This is a genomic window from Cellulosimicrobium sp. SL-1, from assembly GCF_011033075.1.
Taxonomy (GTDB): Bacteria; Actinomycetota; Actinomycetes; order Actinomycetales; family Cellulomonadaceae; genus Cellulosimicrobium; species Cellulosimicrobium funkei.
The window spans coordinates 235,793-252,428 of the sequence record NZ_JAACJC010000004.1 but is presented as its reverse complement, the minus strand read 5'-3'; the positions used below and the strand labels follow the sequence as shown (position 1 = coordinate 252,428).

Sequence of the window (16,636 nt, the reverse complement as noted above, 5' to 3'; positions counted from 1 at the left end):
CGTCAGACGGCGGGGCGGGTCACCGCGGCGAGCGCGTCGAGCGCGCTGAACGGGTCGTCCGGCCGGGCAGGGTCGGCTGTCGTGGCGACGAGGACGACGCTGGACACCCCGCCGGCGCCGAGCTCGGCGAGCCGCGCGCGGAAGGCTTCGGGCGACCCGACGACGGCGAGCGCGTCGACCCACGCGTCGGGCATCGCGGCGGCGAAGTCGTCGGGGGTGGCGCTCGCGTCGCGCAGGGCGCGGAAGTCGGCGGCGAAGGGCAGCGGGTCGATCTGGGCGGACCAGTCGGCCTCGCCGAGGACCGCGAGGTAGGGGCGGACGATCTCGCGGGCCGTCGCGACGTCGTCGTGCACGGCGCCGACGGAGAACGCGACGACGCGGTGCGCGGGCGGGGCCGCGTCCCCGGCGCTCGCGCGCCCGGCGTCGATCGCGGCGCGCGCGACGGCGAGGTACTCGGGGGTCACGGGCATGTCGAGGATGGTCCCGTCCGCGACGCGGCCCGAGACCTCGAGCGACCGCGGGCCGCGCACCCCGGCGAGCACGGGCGGCGGCGAGGCGGGCGGGGCGTGGAGGGCGACGTCGTCGACGGACACGTAGCGGCCCGCGACGCTGACGCGCTCGCCGTGCAGCAGCGCGCGCACGGTCGCGGTGGTCTCCTCGAGCATCGCGAGCGGGCTCGCGGGCCACACGCCGATCTGCCGCATCCACGCCGGCATGCCGTGCCCGAGGCCGAGGTGCAGGCGGCCGGGGTGCAGGGCGGCGAGCGTGCCGGCCTCCATCGCGGCGGTCGACGGCGCACGCGTGGCGGCGGGCAGGATCCCGATGCCGACGGTGAGGCGCTGGGTCGCGGCGAGGACCGTCGCGGCCTGCGCGATCCCGCCGTGGAAGGTGAGGTCCTCGACGACCCACAGCTCGTCGAGGCCGACCTCCTCCGCGCGGCGCGCGAACGGCACGATGAGGTCGGCGGGGAGCTCGCGCGGGAGGATCACACCGAGCGCGGGGGTCGTCGTCGAGGTCGCCATGCGGCGACCGTACCGTGATAGCGCTCCCACCCGTGACGACGTGCGGCTCTCCGGGACAAAAGTCCTGGCCGGGAGCGCCCCGGCCCGCCTACGGTCGGGCCATGACCGCGCTCGACGACGCCGCTCTCGCCGCCCTCGACACGCACCTGCGCTCCGCCGCGGATGCCGACGACTTCTCCGGCGTCGTGCGGGTCGAACGCCACGGCGAGGTGCTCCTCGAACGCGCCTACGGCGTCGCGTCGCGCCGCTGGGGCGTCCCGGTCCGCACGAGCACGCGGTTCGACGTCGCGTCCGTCACCAAGCTCTTCACCGCCGTCGCGGTGCTCCAGCTCGTGGGCGACGGCCGGCTCGGGCTCGACGACCGCGTCCACGACCACGTGGACCTCGCGGGCACGACCATCCCGCGCGAGGTGACGATCCGGCACCTGCTCACCCACACGTCGGGCATCGCGGACGACGCCGACGAGGAGGCGGGGGAGTCGTACGAGGAGCTGTGGGCGGACCGGCCCAACTACTCCGTGACGCGCACGGCGGACTTCCTGCCCGGGTTCGTCCACAAGGAGCCGAACTTCGCGCCCGGCGAGGGGTGTCGCTACTGCAACGTCGGCTACGTCCTCGCCGGCCTCGCGCTGGAGTCCGTCACCGGGACGACGTACCGCGACCACGTCCGCGAGCACGTGTTCGCGCGCGCGGGCATGGACCGCTCCGGATTCTTCCGCATGGACGAGGCCGAGCCGGACGTCGCGGAGGGCTGGGAGCCCGTGCGCGAGGGCCCGGACGACGACGGCCCCGTCACCGGGTGGCGGCAGAACGTCTACTCCTACCCGCCCGTCGGCTCGCCCGACGGCGGCGCGCACGTCACGGCGCGCGACCTCGCCCGGTTCTGGGCGGCGGTGCGCGGCGGCGAGCTCCTGCCGCCCGACCTCACGCGCGCGTTCCTCACCCCGCAGGTGCTGCACGACGACGGCGCGGACGACACGGACGGGGCCGAGCCCGCCCCGAGCGTGCACTACGGCTTCGGGCTCGAGTTCGAGCTGCTCGCCGACGGGTCGGTGCGCTCGGCGTACAAGGACGGCATCAACACCGGGGCGAGCGCGATCCTGCGCCACTACCCGGACCCGGTGGGCCCTGAGGAAGGCCCGGACGCGCTCCCGCAGGCCGGGGCGCCGGGCGTGACGGTCGTCGTGCTGTCGAACAGCGAGGCGGGCGCCTGGGACCCGATCCGTCGCCTCGACGAGCTCGTCCGCGGCTGAGCGGGCCGGTCCCCCGCGCGTCCCGCGCCTCCGCACGAGACCTCCACACCCTCCCGGCCGCATCGGCGCTCGCGCCACCGACCGCTCGCCTAGGCTCGTGTCCCATGCCCTCCGGACTCTCCGCCGCCCTGACGGCCGCCGTGCCCGCCGCCACGACGGCGGAGCCCGCTCTCGACGGCGTCGCCGGCTGGGCGGTCAACCTCATGGAGACGCTGGGCCCGGTCGGGGCCGCGATCGCCATCGCCCTCGAGAACCTGTTCCCGCCGCTGCCGAGCGAGATCATCCTGCCGCTCGCGGGCTTCACGGCGAGCCAGGGGAGCTTCGGGCTCGTCGAGGCGATCCTGTGGACGACGGCGGGGTCCGTCGTCGGCGCCCTCGCGCTCTACACGGTCGGGGCGATCATCGGGCGCGAGCGCACGCGGTGGATCGCGGAGCGCCTGCCGCTCGTCAAGGTCGAGGACGTCGACCGCACCGAGCAGTTCTTCCTCCGGCACGGCAGCGCGACGGTCTTCTTCGGCCGCTTCATCCCCATCTTCCGCAGCCTCATCTCGATCCCCGCCGGGGTCGAGCGCATGCCCCTGTGGAAGTTCACCGCGCTCACCACCGCCGGCAGCGCCGTGTGGAACACGATCTTCGTCTACGCCGGGTACGCGCTCGGCGAGCAGTGGCACGTCGTCGAGGAGTACGCGGGCGTCCTGCAGAAGGTCGTCATCGCGGTCGTCGCCGCGGCGGTCGTGTGGTTCGTCGTGACGCGCGTCTGGCGCTGGGTGCACGACGACGAGCGCCCCGCCCACGCGCGCGGCCGTCGGGACGCGGCGCCCGCGCGCGACGAGGCCTGACCACCGCGACCACGCGCGACGGCGCCTGACCGCCTCGCCCGGACGTCCGGAGCCGTAGGCCCGCCCGCGCGGTGCGCGCCGCGGTGGCGGATGATCGGAACGTGCCCGCCCCGACCGAACGGCCCAGCGTGCCCGTGCGCGCGGCCCACGTCGCGCCCGCCGCGGGCGACGGCCTCGGGGTCGCGTCGTGATCCTCTCGCTGCTCGCCGCCGTGGCCGCGAGCCTCCTGTACGCGGTGAGCACGATCATGCAGGCCGTCGCGACGCGCCGGGCCCACGGCCTCGCGGCCGTGGCCCAGCCGCTCGTCGTCGGCGGGCTCGTGGTCGACGGCGTCGGCTGGCTCCTCTCCCTCCTCGCCCTGGACCACCTGCCGCTCTTCGTGGTGCAGGCGGTCGTCGCGGCGTCGCTCGTCGCCGTCGTGCTGCTCGCCCGCCTCGTGCTCGGCGCGACGCTGCGTCGCACGGACGTCGTGTCGATCGGCGTCGTCGTCGCGGGGCTCGTGGTGCTGGCGCTCGCGGCGGGGGAGCAGCCCGCGACGCACCCGCCGGCCGGGTTCACGACCTGGGTCAACGTCGCCGGGGTGGCCGTGGCGGTCGGCACCGCCGCCGCGTACCGGCGCGGGCACCCCGTGCTGCTCGCCGTCCTGGGCGGCCTCGGCTACTCGGTCGCCGCCGTCGCGGCGCGCGGCGCGCACGCGTCCGGGGACCTGCTCGACACCGTGCTCCAGCCGCTCGCCCTCGCGATCGTGCTCGGCGGCGTCGCGGGCGCGCTCGCCTACCTGCGCGCCCTGGAGCGGGGCGCCGTGGGGACGGTCGCCGCGACGGTCTCCGTGATCGAGGTGCTCGCCCCGGGGATCGTCGGCCTCGCCGTGCTCGGCGACGTCGTGCGGTCGGGCTGGGCGGCGCCCGCCGTCGTGGCGACGCTGGCCGCCGTCGGGGGGTGCGTCGTGCTCGCGACGAGCCCGGCGAACGCCGCGGCTGAGGAGGGTGCGCCCGCGGCGACGGAGCCCGAGCCCGCCTAGGGTGGGCCGGGTCGGCCGACCGGGGCAGGCCCGCCGACCGGTGCCGGGCAGACGCTCGGCCCGCACCGAGGAGGGGCACGATGCGCACACCGTTGGACGTCCTCACGCTCGACGAGCTGCGCCGTCGGACGTCGGCGAAGTGGTGCACCTACCCGCCCGACGTGCTGCCGCTGTTCGTCGCCGAGATGGACGTCGCGCCGTGCGACGCGGTCGTGGACGCCGTGACGGCCGCACTGCGCTCGGGCGACACCGGGTACGACGTCGGCACCGCGTACGGCGAGGCGTACGCGCGCTTCGCCCGGCGCCGCTGGGGCTGGACGCCCGACGCGGCGACGTCGCGCACGCTGCCCGACGTCATGGTCGCGATCGTCGAGGTGCTGCGCGTCCTCACGTCCCCGGGCGACGCGGTCGTCGTCAACCCGCCCGTGTACCCGCCGTTCTACGGCTTCACCGCGAACGAGGGGCGCCGCGTCGTCGACGCGCCGCTGGGCACCGACGGGCGTCTCGACCTCGACACCCTGGAGCGGGCGTTCGCCGACGCGACCGGTGCCGCCGCGAACGGTGACGGCCCGGGGAGCGGGCGCCGCGCCGTCTGGCTCGTGTGCAACCCGCAGAACCCGACGGGGACCGCGCACACGCGCGCGGAGCTGGCGGACGGCCTGGCGCTCGCCGCGCGGTACGGGGTGCGCGTCGTGGCGGACGAGATCCACGCGCCCCTCACGCGGCCCGGGCTCGACGGGCGCCCCGCGACGACCCACACGCCGCTCCTCACCGTCCCCGGGGCGGGATCGGCCGTCGCGATCGTCTCCGCGTCGAAGGCGTGGAACCTGCCGGGCCTCAAGGCGGCGGCGGCCGTCGCCGGCCCGGACGCCGCCGACGACCTGCGGCGCATCCCCGAGGAGGCGAGCCACGGCGTCCAGCACGTGGCCGTGCTCGCGCACGTCGCGGCGCTCGACCACGGCGAGGCGTGGCTCGACGACGTCCTCGCGGGCGTCGAGCGCAACGCGTGGCTCCTCGCCGACCTGCTCGCGGAGCACCTGCCCGCGGTGCGCTACCGGCCCGGCGAGGCGACGTACCTCGCGTGGCTCGACGCGCGCGGGCTGCCCGGCCCGGAGGGTGCGGACCCCCGGTCGTGGTTCCTCGACCGCGCACGCGTCGCGCTGGAGGACGGGCGCCGGTTCGGCCCCGGCGGGCAGGGGCACGTCCGCCTCAACCTCGCGACGGGCGTCGACGTGCTCACCGAGGCGGTCGAGCGCATGGGCACGTCGGTGCGGGACGCCTGAACGTCGCTCGACCACGACCGACGAGTTCTCGGCCCTCGGCCGGTCAGACCCCCCGACCACGACCGCACGACCCACCGGAGCACTCCCATGCCGTTCGAGCCCGTCCTCCTCGACCACACGTTCACCGCGCCCGTCGGCGTCGACGTCAAGGGCGACACGTGGCCCTGCGTGGAGGTGCCCGGGGCGCGCGAGCTCTTCGGGTCGCTGCGCGCGGTCCGCGTGGACGCGACCGTCGACGACGTCGCGCTGCGCAACGTGGGGCTCATGCCGACCGGGTCGGGCGGGCTGATGCTGTCGCTCAACGCCGGCGTGCGCAAGCGCCTCGGCAAGGACGTCGGTGACACGGTGGTGGTGCGGCTGGAGCGCCGCCTGAGCTGAGGCGCGCCGCCGCGCCCGCCCTGTCCGGGCATGGGCAGTTGTCCCCATCGCGGCGGCCGACCCGGCCGCGTACCGTCGGCGTGCGACCGTCGAGGACGAAGGCGTCGACGCGTGCGCGTGAGGGGACGCGCAGGGGCGGGAGGGGACGGCATGAGCGGGATGTGGGGCGCCGACGTCCGTGCGCTGCGCGCGCTCGCGTCCGGCCTGCGCTCCGGCGCCGACGCGCTGCGGACCCATCGCGCGCAGGTGGCGGCCGTCGTCGAGGCCGCGACCCGGTGGGACGGGCCCGACGCCGCGCAGTTCCGCAGCGCGTGGGCCAGCACGCTCGGGCCCTCGCTCACCGGCACCGCGAGCCTCCTCGACGCCGCGGCCGACCGCCTCGCCACGGACGCCGACCAGCAGGAGTCGGCGAGCGCCGACGGCGGCGCCCTCGCGGGCCCGGGCGGCGCACCCACGTCCGGCCCGGGCGGGCCGCAGCAGACCGTCCCCACGCCGACGCCTGGCGAGTACGCCGCGATGGACGCGGGCGAGCGCGCCGCGTGGCTCGAGAACGCGACGGACGCGCAGGTCGCGGCGCTCTACGACCAGATGGTGCGCCTCGGCGTCGACCCCGACTCCCCGGGGTTCGCGGAGCTCGCCGTCACGCACTGGACGCGCGTCGCGGCGGGCGAGGCGGGGTTCGACTTCGCCGACTGGGACCCGTCCGCGGGGGCGTCCGCCAACCGGGAGATCATCGAGAGCGTCTACACGTACTACGGCGAGCTCTACCTGGACAACCCGTGGATGCAGTGGGCAGGCATGGCCGCGATGATCGGGCCGTCGTTCGCCGCCGGGTTCTTCGACCTCGACATGATGCGGCAGCTCGCGCAGGGCGTCGCGAGCGGCGCCCGGGCGCTGCCGCCCGGCGTCGACCGGGCGGCGCTCGAGGCGATCGCGACGATGTCGGACGCCGAGCTCGGCTTCTACGAGAACCAGTTCCTGTCGATGCAGCGCGAGATCTTCGTGGACCAGGCCGTCATGCACGAGGCGTACCTGAACGGTGGTCTGGAGGAGATGGAGCGGCTGCTCGAGGCCGGCGTCATCGACGGCGCCGCGTACCAGGCGTGGGCGGACGTCGAGGCCGGCCGGGCGGGCGACGCGCAGGCGCTCGCGGACGGCAACACCGCCCTGCTGTGGCGCGAGCAGAACCAGATCATCGCCGACGACTGGCAGACCATGCGCGACCACCCGGTCACGGGCGAGGCGTTCACGTACCTCATGACGCTCGTCGGCGAGCCGTCGATCCCCGGCGCGGGCACGTACGCGCAGCACGACCCCTTCACGGTGAGCGTCGAGACGCCCGGCCCGGAGAACCTCGGGATCCCGTTCACGGGCATCACGTTCGACAACCCGGTGCAGGGCACCGTGACCGTGGAGACGCCGCTGCCGGGCGGGAACATCGCCGACCAGGCGACCCGCTGGGAGTACATCTCGAACGACACGCTGCCCGCCTACCAGCAGCTCGTCACGCAGCACCCGGACCAGGCGGCGCAGATCATCGGCACCGACGTCTCGGACCGGATCGCCGACTACCGGCTCACCAACCCCGCCCGCATCGGGCGCATCCTTGACAGACTGACCGAGTGGGACGTGGACGTGGACCAGTGAGCCGGGGGTTCCGTCGCGCGCACGGGACGGCGCCGAGGGCCGGCGTCGCCGCGGTCCTGCTCGCGGGGGCGCTCGCCGGGTCTCTCGTGCTGACGGGGTGCACCGTGACGTTCGGCGACCCGGACGACGCGGCCACCGGACCGGGCGGGACGACGGCCCCGGGCGGCCCGACGTCGTCGGGCGGCGGGGGCGCGACGGGCGCGACGACGATCGACGACATCGAGAGGGGCGAGACCGTGCGCTGGGACGTGAGCAGGCCGATCACCGCGGAGTCCGTCGGGCTGGGCGAGTCGATGGCCGTCGTGCAGGTGCCGGACGGCGCGGCCGAGGTCGAGCTGACGCTCCCCGACGGCACGTGGACCACGACGGCCGAGGAGCTGACGATCCAGCCCCGCCGCGGGTACGTGAGCGCGATCAACGTGTTCCGCACGCTCTCCGGCGGGCAGGCCGTGCACGACCAGCTCGTGGCCGACGCGCAGGTGCTGGGCTTCCCCCGGTCGCAGGTCGACCGGTGGCTCGACGAGCTGCCTGCGTCGCTCGACGCGTCGCGCGCGGGCGGGACGCGGGCCCGCACGGGCATCAACGGGTCGAACGGCGACGTCGAGACGTCCGTGCAGATCAGCCACGAGCCCGGGCCGGGGGGCGACGCGTCGGTGCGCCTCTGGTACGTCATCAGCCCGGTCACGCCGGACTGACGTCCACGGCGGACGCGCGTCACGGGCAGGCCGACGTGCCCCCGCCGCCCTGCTCGGCGACCTGGAAGTAGATCGGGTTCTGCCAGTCGGCGCCCTCCCCGCGCACGCGCGGCAGGTCGGCGCAGGTCCAGCCCTGCTGCGGGGTGAACTGGCCCCCGGCGACGACGTGGGCGCCGCTCCACCGCCACGAGGTCTCCTGGCCGGTCGCGGCCCGGAGGTCGACGTCGAAGGACACCGACCGCGTGCCCGCGGGCACGGTGAAGGCCACGTAGTAGTTGCGGACCTGGCTCCCCGGCTCGCCCCACGTCTCGAACGAGATCGAGCGGACCGTGCAGCCGGAGAGGACGGTGCGTCCCTCGCCGCGCGCGACGCACGTGCCGGCCGTCGTCGTCTGCCACCGGCCGGCGGAGACGGGCGCGGCGGCCTGGGCCTGGTCCGTCCACGCGGCCGTCGTGGGCTCGACGGCCGCGTGGGCGACCCCCCACCACGACACCGTCACGAGGGTCAGGACCGCGAGGAGCAGGCTCAGCGTGCGGCGCCCGGCCGTGGGACCGGCGGTCCCGCCGGCCCTCCGGCCGGTCCGGGTGCCGGTCACCGGTGGACCGGCACGCGCCGCGGTGCGGGCGGGACGAGCAGGGTGAGGCCGAGCAGGCCGAGCAGGCCGACGAGGAGGGGGACTGCCACGGCGGGGGTCGTCAGACGCACGATCGCGGTGCCCCAGCCGGCGAGCTGGACCGCGGGCTTCCAGACGTCGCCCGAGGCGGTGTAGTCCAGGGCGTCCGCGTAGGCGTTGTTGTCGCCCTTCATGCTGACCGTGTACCGGTCGTCGCCCGTCTGCTCGACGGCCTCGACGCGGTGGGTCACCAGGTCGCCGGTCAGCTCGCTGGGCAGGCTCACCACGTCGCCGACGGCCAGGTCGGCCGCCGGGACCGGCCGGGCGACCAGGAGGTCGCCCGTCATGATCCCCGGCTCCATCGATCCGGAGATCACGACGAGGGGCTTGATGAGGCCGGCCGCGGTCGCGCCCCACACCGCCCCGCACACCAGCCCGAAGGCGGCGAGGACCCACAGGACGAGGACGGCCCCGCGCCGCAGTACCTGCATCGGTGGTTCTCCTCCTCCTGCGTCCGGCGTCGGGTCAGGCCGTCGCGGTGGCGGAGACCGTGACGACGAGCGTCCCGGTGGCCCCCTGGTTCGACGGCGCCCAGTCGCTCGGCGCCGTGACGGTGAGCCGGAACTGGTCGCTGGACGTGCCGCCGGTGGCGTCGAGCGTCGTGGCGAGGCCGGAGACGGAGGCGGAGGGGTTCGTGGTGAAGGTCGAGCCCGAGGCGAAGCGGACGCTGGACGTCAGCGCGGCCTTCACCGAGCTCTCGTTGCGCACCCACAGGTCGATCGTGCGCGTCTGGCCGGGCAGGAGGTTCGTGAGCGCGTCCGACGGCACGACGAGCTCGATGGCGTCCGGGTCGGCCGAGTCCTTCCAGGTCGTCCCGTCCAGCGACCCCTGGAGGTCGAAGGTCGCGGCCGTCGCGGGCGCCGCGAAGAACGCGTTGTCGGTCCAGGCGGCGCTGGTGAGCGCCGCCCCGATGCCGCCGACGGCGAGTGCCGCCAGCCCGAAGGCGGCGAAGGCGCGGCGCTTGTCGCGGCGCGGGGCGGGGGTCGTCTCGGGGGTGTGGAGAGTCATGACTCGAAAAGTACGGAGTCCTCCTCAACTCTGGCGCACCTGTTCCTCAGGAAAAGCGCAGGATCAGCCCGGGATCGCGGCGCGCGCCCGCACACCTGCGCAAAGACCGGGCGAGCGTGCGGGGAAGGGGAGCGCGTCGCGGCTCCGCGGGACGTGGGAGAAGTTGTGGGAGGTGAAGAAGCGGCGGACGAACCGGGCCGGTCCGTCCGTCGGTGCCGACGGCGTCGGTGCCGTCGGGTAGCGTCCGTCTCGTCCCGAACGGCACGGAGCAGGGGAGCACAACGAGTGAGCAGCGTCGCGCACGGCCACGGTCGGTCCGGCACGCACGGCCGGTGGCGCGGGAGGGCCGCCCGCTGGACGACGGCCGCGGCGCTCGTCCCCGTCCTCGCCCTGCCCCTCGTGGCGTGCACGCCCGACCGCCCGGAGGCGTCCGACGCCGCGGCCGCGCTCGCCGACGCCATCCAGGCCGGCGACGTGAGCGCGCTGGAGTTCCGCAACGGCGCCGCGAAGGACGTCCAGGGCCACCTGGAGGCGGTGCTCGAGCCGCTCGCGCCGTACGAGCGCACGGTCGAGGTGAAGTCGGTGGACGTCGACGAGGAGGGCGACGACGCGGGCGACCGCGCGACGGCGACGCTCGCCTACCGCTGGGAGGTCGGGGGCGACCAGGCCTGGGAGTACACCACCACGGCGGAGCTCACGTTCGCGGAGCCGGGCGAGGGGGAGGACGGCCCGGGCGCCTGGGACGTCGTGTGGGAGCCCGACGTGCTCGTCCCCGAGCTCGGCCAGGGCGGCCGGCTCGCGGTGAGTCGCGTGCCGGCGGTCCGCGCGGGCATCCTCGGCGCCGACGGCGTCCCCATCGTCGAGGACCGTCCCGTCTACCGGATCGGCGTCGACAAGACGCGCGTGGGCTCCGCCCAGTGGGACGGCGCGGCGCGGGCGCTCGCGGGCGTCGTCGGGCTGGACCCGGAGGAGTACGCGCAGCGCGTCGCAGGCGCCGGGGAGAAGGCGTTCGTCGAGGCCATCACCGTCCGCGCGGAGGACACCGCGGGCGTCGACGTCGACGCGGCGCGCGGCATCGAGGGCGTCGCGGTGATCGACGACGCGATCCCCCTCGCCCCGACGCGCGAGTTCGCGCGTCCCCTGCTCGGGCGCGTGGGCGAGGCGACGGCGGAGATCGTCGAGGAGTCGGAGGGCGCGGTCGCCGCGGGCGACCAGGTCGGGATCTCGGGCCTCCAGCGGCAGTACGACGAGCAGCTCCGCGGCGTGCCGGGCCTGTCGATCGAGGTCGTGCCGGGCGAGGCGGACGCGGACGCGGAGCCGACGGAGGTGTTCTCGGTCGAGCCCGTGGACGGTGTGCCCCTGAGCACGACGCTGCGCCCGGACATGCAGGTCGCCGCCGAGACCGTGCTCGCCGGGCAGGGGCCGAGCGCGATCGTCGCGATCCAGCCCTCGACGGGCTCCGTCCTCGCGGCGGCGAGCTCGACCGCGGGCGAGGGGCTCTCGACCGCCACGACGGGCCAGTACGCGCCCGGGTCGACGTTCAAGGTCGCGACGACGCTCGCGATGCTGCGCGCGGGCCTCACCCCGGACACGACCGTCTCCTGCCCGCCCACGCTGACCGTCGAGGGCCGCGAGTTCCAGAACGTGCCCGGGTACCCGACGGCCGCGCTCGGCGACGTGCCGCTGCGCACGGCGTTCGCGAACTCGTGCAACACCGCGATGATCGGGCAGCGGGAGGCCGTGTCGCAGCAGGCGCTGCACGACGCCGCGGCCTCGCTCGGCCTGGGCGTCGAGTCCGAGCTCGGCGCGCCCGCGTTCTTCGGCGACGTCCCGACGGACTCGCAGGGCACCGAGCACGCCGCGTCGATGATCGGGCAGGGCAAGGTCCAGGCGTCGCCCCTCGCGATGGCGACGGTCGCCGCGAGCGTCGCCGCCGGGCGCACGGTGGCCCCGGTCCTCGTCCACCCGGACGTGCAGACCGTCGCCGAGGAGCAGCCCGCCTCGACCCTCACCGAGCAGGAGGCGGCGACGCTGCGCGAGCTCATGCGCGGCGTCGTCACGGACGGCTCGGCGTCGATCCTCCAGGACCTCCCGGGCGAGCCCGGGGCGAAGACGGGCACGGCGCAGTACGGCGACGGCAGCCAGTCCCACGCGTGGATGATCGCGACGCAGGGCGACCTCGCGGTCGCCGTGTTCGTCGAGACGGGCGAGGGCGGCGCCGTCACGGCGGGGCCGCTCATGCACGCGTTCCTCGACGCGCCGAACGCCTGACGCCCGCCGCTCCGCGGCGGCCGGAATAGGTCCGGCCGCCGGACGGTTGTCCACGAGCGGGTATGATCGGTTGCCGCGGGCGTCCGTATGCCTGCGTCCAGCGAGAACCCACCGTTCCGGGAGAACCTCCGTGTTCGTCAGCGTGCCTGCCTGGCAGCTCACCCAGCGCCGCGACGTCGACCTCCGTCGAGTCGCCAGCGCGCTGTGTCGCTGACCCCCCGTCGCCGCTGACGCCTCCCCGTCTCCGCACACCCGTCAGGACCCCGGGTCGCCTCGCGACCTGAGCCGCTGACGCGCGTGGCGCGCCCCCGTCAGGCCGCAGGCCACCTCCGTGCCTGCGTCCCTGCCCGGGCCGCGCTGCTGCCGGCGCCCCGCGACGACGTCCCGAGCCCCTCTCCCGAGAGCGGGCGCTCGTGCGCCCGCGACACCCGAAAGGTCCCCCGTGTCCTCGACCCCCTCACCGGCCTCCTCCAAGGCCGGCTCGCAGCAGGTGAGCCAGGCCCCGGCCGCCGCACCCGCCACGAAGAAGCGCCGGTTCCCCTCGTTCAGCGTCCAGATCCTGCTGGGCCTCGCGGTCGGCGTCGGCCTCGGTGCCCTCGCCCTCGCCATGGGCCCGCAGGACGCGGCCGGCGAGGTTCCCAACGGCCTGACCACGACGCTCGACACCGTCGGCTCCTCGTTCGTCACGCTGCTCAAGGCCGTCGTCCCGCCGCTCATCTTCACGGCGATCGTCGCGTCGATCGCGAACCTGCGCACCGTCACCAACGCCGCGCGCCTCGCCGGCCAGACGCTCCTGTGGTTCGCCATCACCGCGGCGATCTCCGTGGCCGTCGGCATCGGCCTGGGCCTGCTGTTCAACCCGGGCCAGAACGCCTCGGTGTCCGTCGACGACGCCTACGAGGCCGGCCGCACCGGCACGTGGCTCGACTTCCTCACCGGCCTCATCCCGGGCAACGTCCTGGGCCTCGGGGCGTCGACCCGCCTGACGACCGGGGACGACGGCGCGCTGACGGGTGCCGCCGAGACCTCGGTGAACTTCAACGTCCTGCAGATCCTCGTCGTCGCGCTCGTGATCGGCATCGCCGCGCTCAAGTCGGGCAAGAAGGCGGACCCGTTCCTCGCGTTCAACCGCTCCGCGCTCGCGATCGTGCAGAAGGTGCTGTGGTGGATCATCCGCCTCGCGCCGATCGGCACCGCCGGCCTGATCGGCTACGCCATCGCGGCGTACGGCTGGACGTCGCTCGCGTCGCTCGCGTGGTTCGCCGTCGCGATCTACGTCGGCCTCGCGGTCGTGCTGTTCGTCGTCTACCCGATCCTGCTGCGCACCAACGGCCTGAAGATCTCGAGCTACTTCCGCGGCGCGTGGCCCGCGATCCAGCTCGCGTTCGTCTCGCGCTCCTCGATCGGCACGCTGCCCGTGACGCAGCGCGTCACCGAGCGCAACCTCGGCGTGCCGAGCGAGTACGCGTCGTTCGCCGTGCCGCTGGCCGCGACCACCAAGATGGACGGTTGCGCCTCGATCTACCCGGCCATCTCGGCGATCTTCGTCGCGCAGATCTTCGGCATCGACCTGTCGATCACCGACTACCTGCTCATCGCGTTCGTGTCCGTCGTCGGCTCCGCCGCGACCGCGGGCCTCACCGGCGCGATCGTCATGCTGACCCTCACGCTCTCGACCGTGGGCCTGCCGCTCGCGGGCGTGGGCCTGCTGCTCGCGATCGACCCGATCCTCGACATGGGCCGCACCGCGGTCAACGTCGCGGGCCAGGCGCTCGTGCCCACGATCGTGGCGAAGCGCGAGGGCATCCTCGACCTCGAGCAGTACGAGGCCGCCACCGCCGAGGATCTCTTCGTGGACGAGGACGACGACGCGTCGTCCGAGGCGACCGCGGAGTCCCCGGCACCGGCCGAGACCGGGGAGGCCACGCCGTCGGGCACCAAGGAGCGCGTGGGCGCCTCCGCCTGACGCCGACCAGGCGATCCCTCGCCGTCGAGCACGACGTTGCTGCCGTTGTCCGCGGGATGACGGCAGCAACGTCGTTCTCGGCGTCAGGGGTGGGGGTGGCCCTCGCGCAGGACGGCGAGGCGCGAGCGGTACTCCTGCTCGTCGATCTCGCCGCGCGCGTACCGCTCGCCGAGGATCGCGACCGGGTCAGGGCCGGGGGCGCGCCAGCCGCCGGGACCGCCCGGGCCCCAGCCGCGCCGCGCGCGGCGGGCGAGCAGGAAGACCACGGACGCGAAGAGCAGGAACCACAGCAGGGGGAACACGAACCACCACGGCCCGGGCCCCCAGCCGGCGTGCCCCCACGACGCGACGGCGTCCGTGGGGAGCGCGCCGGCCGCCCCGGTGAGTGCGGTGAGCATGACGACCTCCGGTGTCGGTGCGCCTCGCCGGTCCCGGCAAGGGCGGCCGTCCGCCGGCCGCACCCCCAGGCTCGCGCCCGCCCGACGCCGCGTCGTCACCCGGGCGTGCCGACCTCGCTCGTCCCCCGGTGCCGCCCGCGACGGTCGGTCGGGGGCTCAGCCCGCCCAGCCCGGACGGACGACGCCCGACTCGTACGCCGCGACGACGAGCTGTGCCCGGTCCCGCGCGCCCAGCTTCGCCATGACCCGCGAGACGTGGGTCTTCACGGTCGACTCCGACAGGACGAGCGATCCGGCGATCTCCTCGTTCGACAGCCCGCCCGCGACCTCGACGAGCACCTCGCGCTCGCGCGGCGTGAGCTCCTCGACACCGCGCACGGGCCCGACGGCGCGCGTCGCGTCCGCGACCCGCGACAGCAGCCGCCGGGTCACGGTGGGCGAGAGCAGCGCGTCGCCGCGCGCCGCGACGCGCACCGCCCGGACGAGGTCGACGGGCTCGGTGTCCTTGACGAGGAAGCCGCTCGCGCCGCCGCGGATCGCGTCGGTCACGTACTCGTCGAGCTCGAACGTCGTGACGACCACGACGTGCACGTGCGACGCCGCCCGGTCTGCGACGATCCGCCGCGTCGCCTCCAGGCCGTCGAGACCGGGCATGCGGATGTCCATGAGCACGACGTCGGGCAGGTGCTCGAGCGCGAGGCGGACGGCGTCGTCGCCGGTCGCGGCCTCCGCGACGACGCGCATGTCGTCCTCGGAGTCGATGAGCGCGCGGAAGCCACCCCGCACGAGCGCCTGGTCGTCGGCCAGCACGACGTCGATCACGGTGCCTCCTCGCGCTGCGGCGGTGCGTCGTCGGCCGCGTCGGACCGTCCGGGGGTGCCCGGTCCGGGCGGGGAGCCCGGCCAGGGAAAGACTGCCCGCACGCGGAAGCCACGTCCAGAGGGGGACGGCGCCGGGCCGGCGGCGAGCGACCCGCCGACGCTCTCGACGCGCTCGCGCATGCCCCGCAGGCCGTAGCCCGGCTCCGGCTCGGCGCCCGGGGCAGCGCCGTCGTCGGTCACGGTCACGGTCACCGCGCCGTGCGGCGCGGGACGCACCGCGACCCGCGCGTCCGCCCGCGTGGCGCCGTGCGCGTGCCGGCGCACGTTGGTCAGCGACTCCTGCACCACGCGGTAGACGACGCCCGCGAGCCGGTCGGGCAGTCCCGCGGCGGCCGGGTCGATGTCGAGCGCGACCGTGAGCCCACCGCTCTCCGCCTGCCGCACGAGCCGGGGGAGCGCCGCGAGGTCCCACGTCGGCGCGAGGGGCGCGCCGTCGTCGCCCGCGTCGTCGCGCACGACGCCCAGCACGGCGCGCACCTCGTCGAGCGCCTCCGTGCTCGCGGCGCGGATCGCGATGAGCGCACCGCGGGCCTGCTCGGGGTCGCGGTCGAGCAGGTGCAGGCCGACGCCCGCCTGGACGGTGATCGCGGACAGCGAGTGCGCGAGCACGTCGTGGACCTCGCGCGCGATCCGCAGGCGCTCGTCGGCGACGGCGGTCCGCTCCCGCTCGGCGCGCGCCAGGCGCTCGGCCTCGCGAGCCGCGGCGAGGCGCGCGGACCGGTCGCGGACCGTCCCGGCGACGAGCAGCACGACGACGGTCCACGCCGTCCCGCCGAGCAGCGTCGCCGGGGGCGGCGCGTCCGGGCGGAGCGCCGCCGCCGTGACGACCGCGCCCGCCAGGAGCACCGCCCCGCCCCACGCGACCCGGCGCGCGCGCACCGCGGGTCCGCTGAGCAGCACCCCCACGAGCACGCCCACGGGACCGGCGAGCACCGGGCCCCACCCGTACCCGGCGACGAGGAACGTGCCCGCCGCACCCACGGACACGACGACGGCGACGACCGGCCACCGCACGAGGAGCACGAGGGCGAGCGGGGGCACGAGGAGGAGCGCGAGCGCCGCGGCGTCGAGCGGCCGGGCACCGGGCTGGCCGTGCGTCGCGCCCACGGAACCGACGACCGTGACCACCGCGAGCACCACGGCGAGGAACGCCCGGGGGCGGCGGCGGTCGAGCGGGCCCATGCGTCGCACGCTACGCCGCGCGCGGCCGGGCCGCGTCCGACCGGGGTGCCGCGCGACGTCGTCTCGGGGTGCCGGGTCGCGTGGCCCCGGGGTGCCGCGCGGCGGCGGACGGAGGCGCG

General features: G+C 75.7%; 16 protein-coding genes. 9 read left to right on the top strand and 7 right to left on the bottom strand.

From position 1 onward, the window contains the following. Nucleotides 1-2 precede the first annotated feature (2 nt). Nucleotides 3-1,022: an LLM class flavin-dependent oxidoreductase gene (locus GWJ10_RS07785; protein ID WP_163186632.1), complete on the bottom strand. Its 1,020-nt coding sequence runs from the start codon at nt 1,020-1,022 to the stop codon at nt 3-5. 101 nt (nt 1,023-1,123) lie between these two features. Between GWJ10_RS07785 and GWJ10_RS07780 the strand changes: the two genes are divergently transcribed. The 7 genes from GWJ10_RS07780 (at nt 1,124) to GWJ10_RS07750 (ending at nt 8,138) form a co-directional block, all read left to right on the top strand. Further along, on the top strand, nt 1,124-2,275 hold the full coding sequence (locus GWJ10_RS07780; protein WP_163186630.1) for a serine hydrolase domain-containing protein: 1,152 nt from the start codon (nt 1,124-1,126) through the stop codon (nt 2,273-2,275). 203 nt (nt 2,276-2,478) lie between these two features. Further along, a complete protein-coding gene (locus GWJ10_RS07775; RefSeq protein ID WP_240696643.1) occupies nt 2,479-3,114 on the top strand; it encodes a DedA family protein in 636 nt (211 codons plus the stop codon). Nucleotides 3,115-3,301: 187 nt separating this feature from the next. Next, entirely contained in the window at nt 3,302-4,135 is an 834-nt protein-coding gene (locus tag GWJ10_RS07770; protein WP_061268369.1) for a hypothetical protein, read from the top strand. A gap of 80 nt (nt 4,136-4,215) precedes the next feature. Beyond that, nucleotides 4,216-5,418: an aminotransferase class I/II-fold pyridoxal phosphate-dependent enzyme gene (locus tag GWJ10_RS07765; protein WP_163186628.1), complete on the top strand. Its 1,203-nt coding sequence runs from the start codon at nt 4,216-4,218 to the stop codon at nt 5,416-5,418. A gap of 87 nt (nt 5,419-5,505) precedes the next feature. Next, nucleotides 5,506-5,796: a DUF1905 domain-containing protein gene (locus tag GWJ10_RS07760; protein ID WP_043652182.1), complete on the top strand. Its 291-nt coding sequence runs from the start codon at nt 5,506-5,508 to the stop codon at nt 5,794-5,796. Nucleotides 5,797-5,946: 150 nt separating this feature from the next. Next, nucleotides 5,947-7,443: a WXG100 family type VII secretion target gene (locus GWJ10_RS07755; RefSeq protein WP_163186626.1), complete on the top strand. Its 1,497-nt coding sequence runs from the start codon at nt 5,947-5,949 to the stop codon at nt 7,441-7,443. Next, nucleotides 7,440-8,138, top strand: coding sequence for a hypothetical protein (locus GWJ10_RS07750; protein ID WP_143311023.1), 699 nt, complete (start codon nt 7,440-7,442; stop codon nt 8,136-8,138). The genes GWJ10_RS07755 and GWJ10_RS07750 overlap by 4 nt, the downstream gene beginning before the upstream one ends. A 19-nt stretch (nt 8,139-8,157) precedes the next feature. Here GWJ10_RS07750 and GWJ10_RS07745 read toward each other — a convergent pair whose 3' ends face one another. From GWJ10_RS07745 to GWJ10_RS19805, 3 genes are read right to left on the bottom strand one after another with little or no spacing between them, the layout of a single operon-like run. After that, entirely contained in the window at nt 8,158-8,733 is a 576-nt protein-coding gene (locus tag GWJ10_RS07745; protein ID WP_163186624.1) for a hypothetical protein, read from the bottom strand. Further along, a complete protein-coding gene (locus GWJ10_RS07740; RefSeq protein ID WP_163186622.1) occupies nt 8,730-9,242 on the bottom strand; it encodes a signal peptidase I in 513 nt (170 codons plus the stop codon). The genes GWJ10_RS07745 and GWJ10_RS07740 overlap by 4 nt, the downstream gene beginning before the upstream one ends. 34 nt (nt 9,243-9,276) lie before the next feature. Then, nucleotides 9,277-9,819, bottom strand: a complete 543-nt coding sequence (locus tag GWJ10_RS19805; protein ID WP_241005709.1) for a hypothetical protein — start codon at nt 9,817-9,819, stop codon at nt 9,277-9,279. A gap of 285 nt (nt 9,820-10,104) precedes the next feature. Between GWJ10_RS19805 and GWJ10_RS07735 the strand changes: the two genes are divergently transcribed. Next, entirely contained in the window at nt 10,105-12,090 is a 1,986-nt protein-coding gene (locus tag GWJ10_RS07735; protein ID WP_241005708.1) for a penicillin-binding transpeptidase domain-containing protein, read from the top strand. A gap of 490 nt (nt 12,091-12,580) precedes the next feature. Then, nucleotides 12,581-14,056: a dicarboxylate/amino acid:cation symporter gene (locus tag GWJ10_RS07730; RefSeq protein WP_061268413.1), complete on the top strand. Its 1,476-nt coding sequence runs from the start codon at nt 12,581-12,583 to the stop codon at nt 14,054-14,056. Nucleotides 14,057-14,139: 83 nt separating this feature from the next. On the opposite strand, the gene GWJ10_RS07725 is transcribed toward GWJ10_RS07730, so the two are convergent. The 3 genes from GWJ10_RS07725 to GWJ10_RS07715 all read right to left on the bottom strand — a co-directional run bounded on the left by GWJ10_RS07725 (nt 14,140) and on the right by GWJ10_RS07715 (nt 16,517). Beyond that, nucleotides 14,140-14,454, bottom strand: coding sequence for an SHOCT domain-containing protein (locus GWJ10_RS07725; protein ID WP_163186618.1), 315 nt, complete (start codon nt 14,452-14,454; stop codon nt 14,140-14,142). Nucleotides 14,455-14,610: 156 nt separating this feature from the next. Further along, complete coding sequence (locus GWJ10_RS07720) at nt 14,611-15,276, bottom strand: response regulator transcription factor (protein WP_163186616.1); 666 nt, start codon at nt 15,274-15,276, stop codon at nt 14,611-14,613. Further along, entirely contained in the window at nt 15,273-16,517 is a 1,245-nt protein-coding gene (locus GWJ10_RS07715; RefSeq protein WP_163186614.1) for a histidine kinase, read from the bottom strand. Before GWJ10_RS07715 ends, GWJ10_RS07720 begins: the two co-directional genes overlap by 4 nt. Nucleotides 16,518-16,636: the final 119 nt, after the last annotated feature.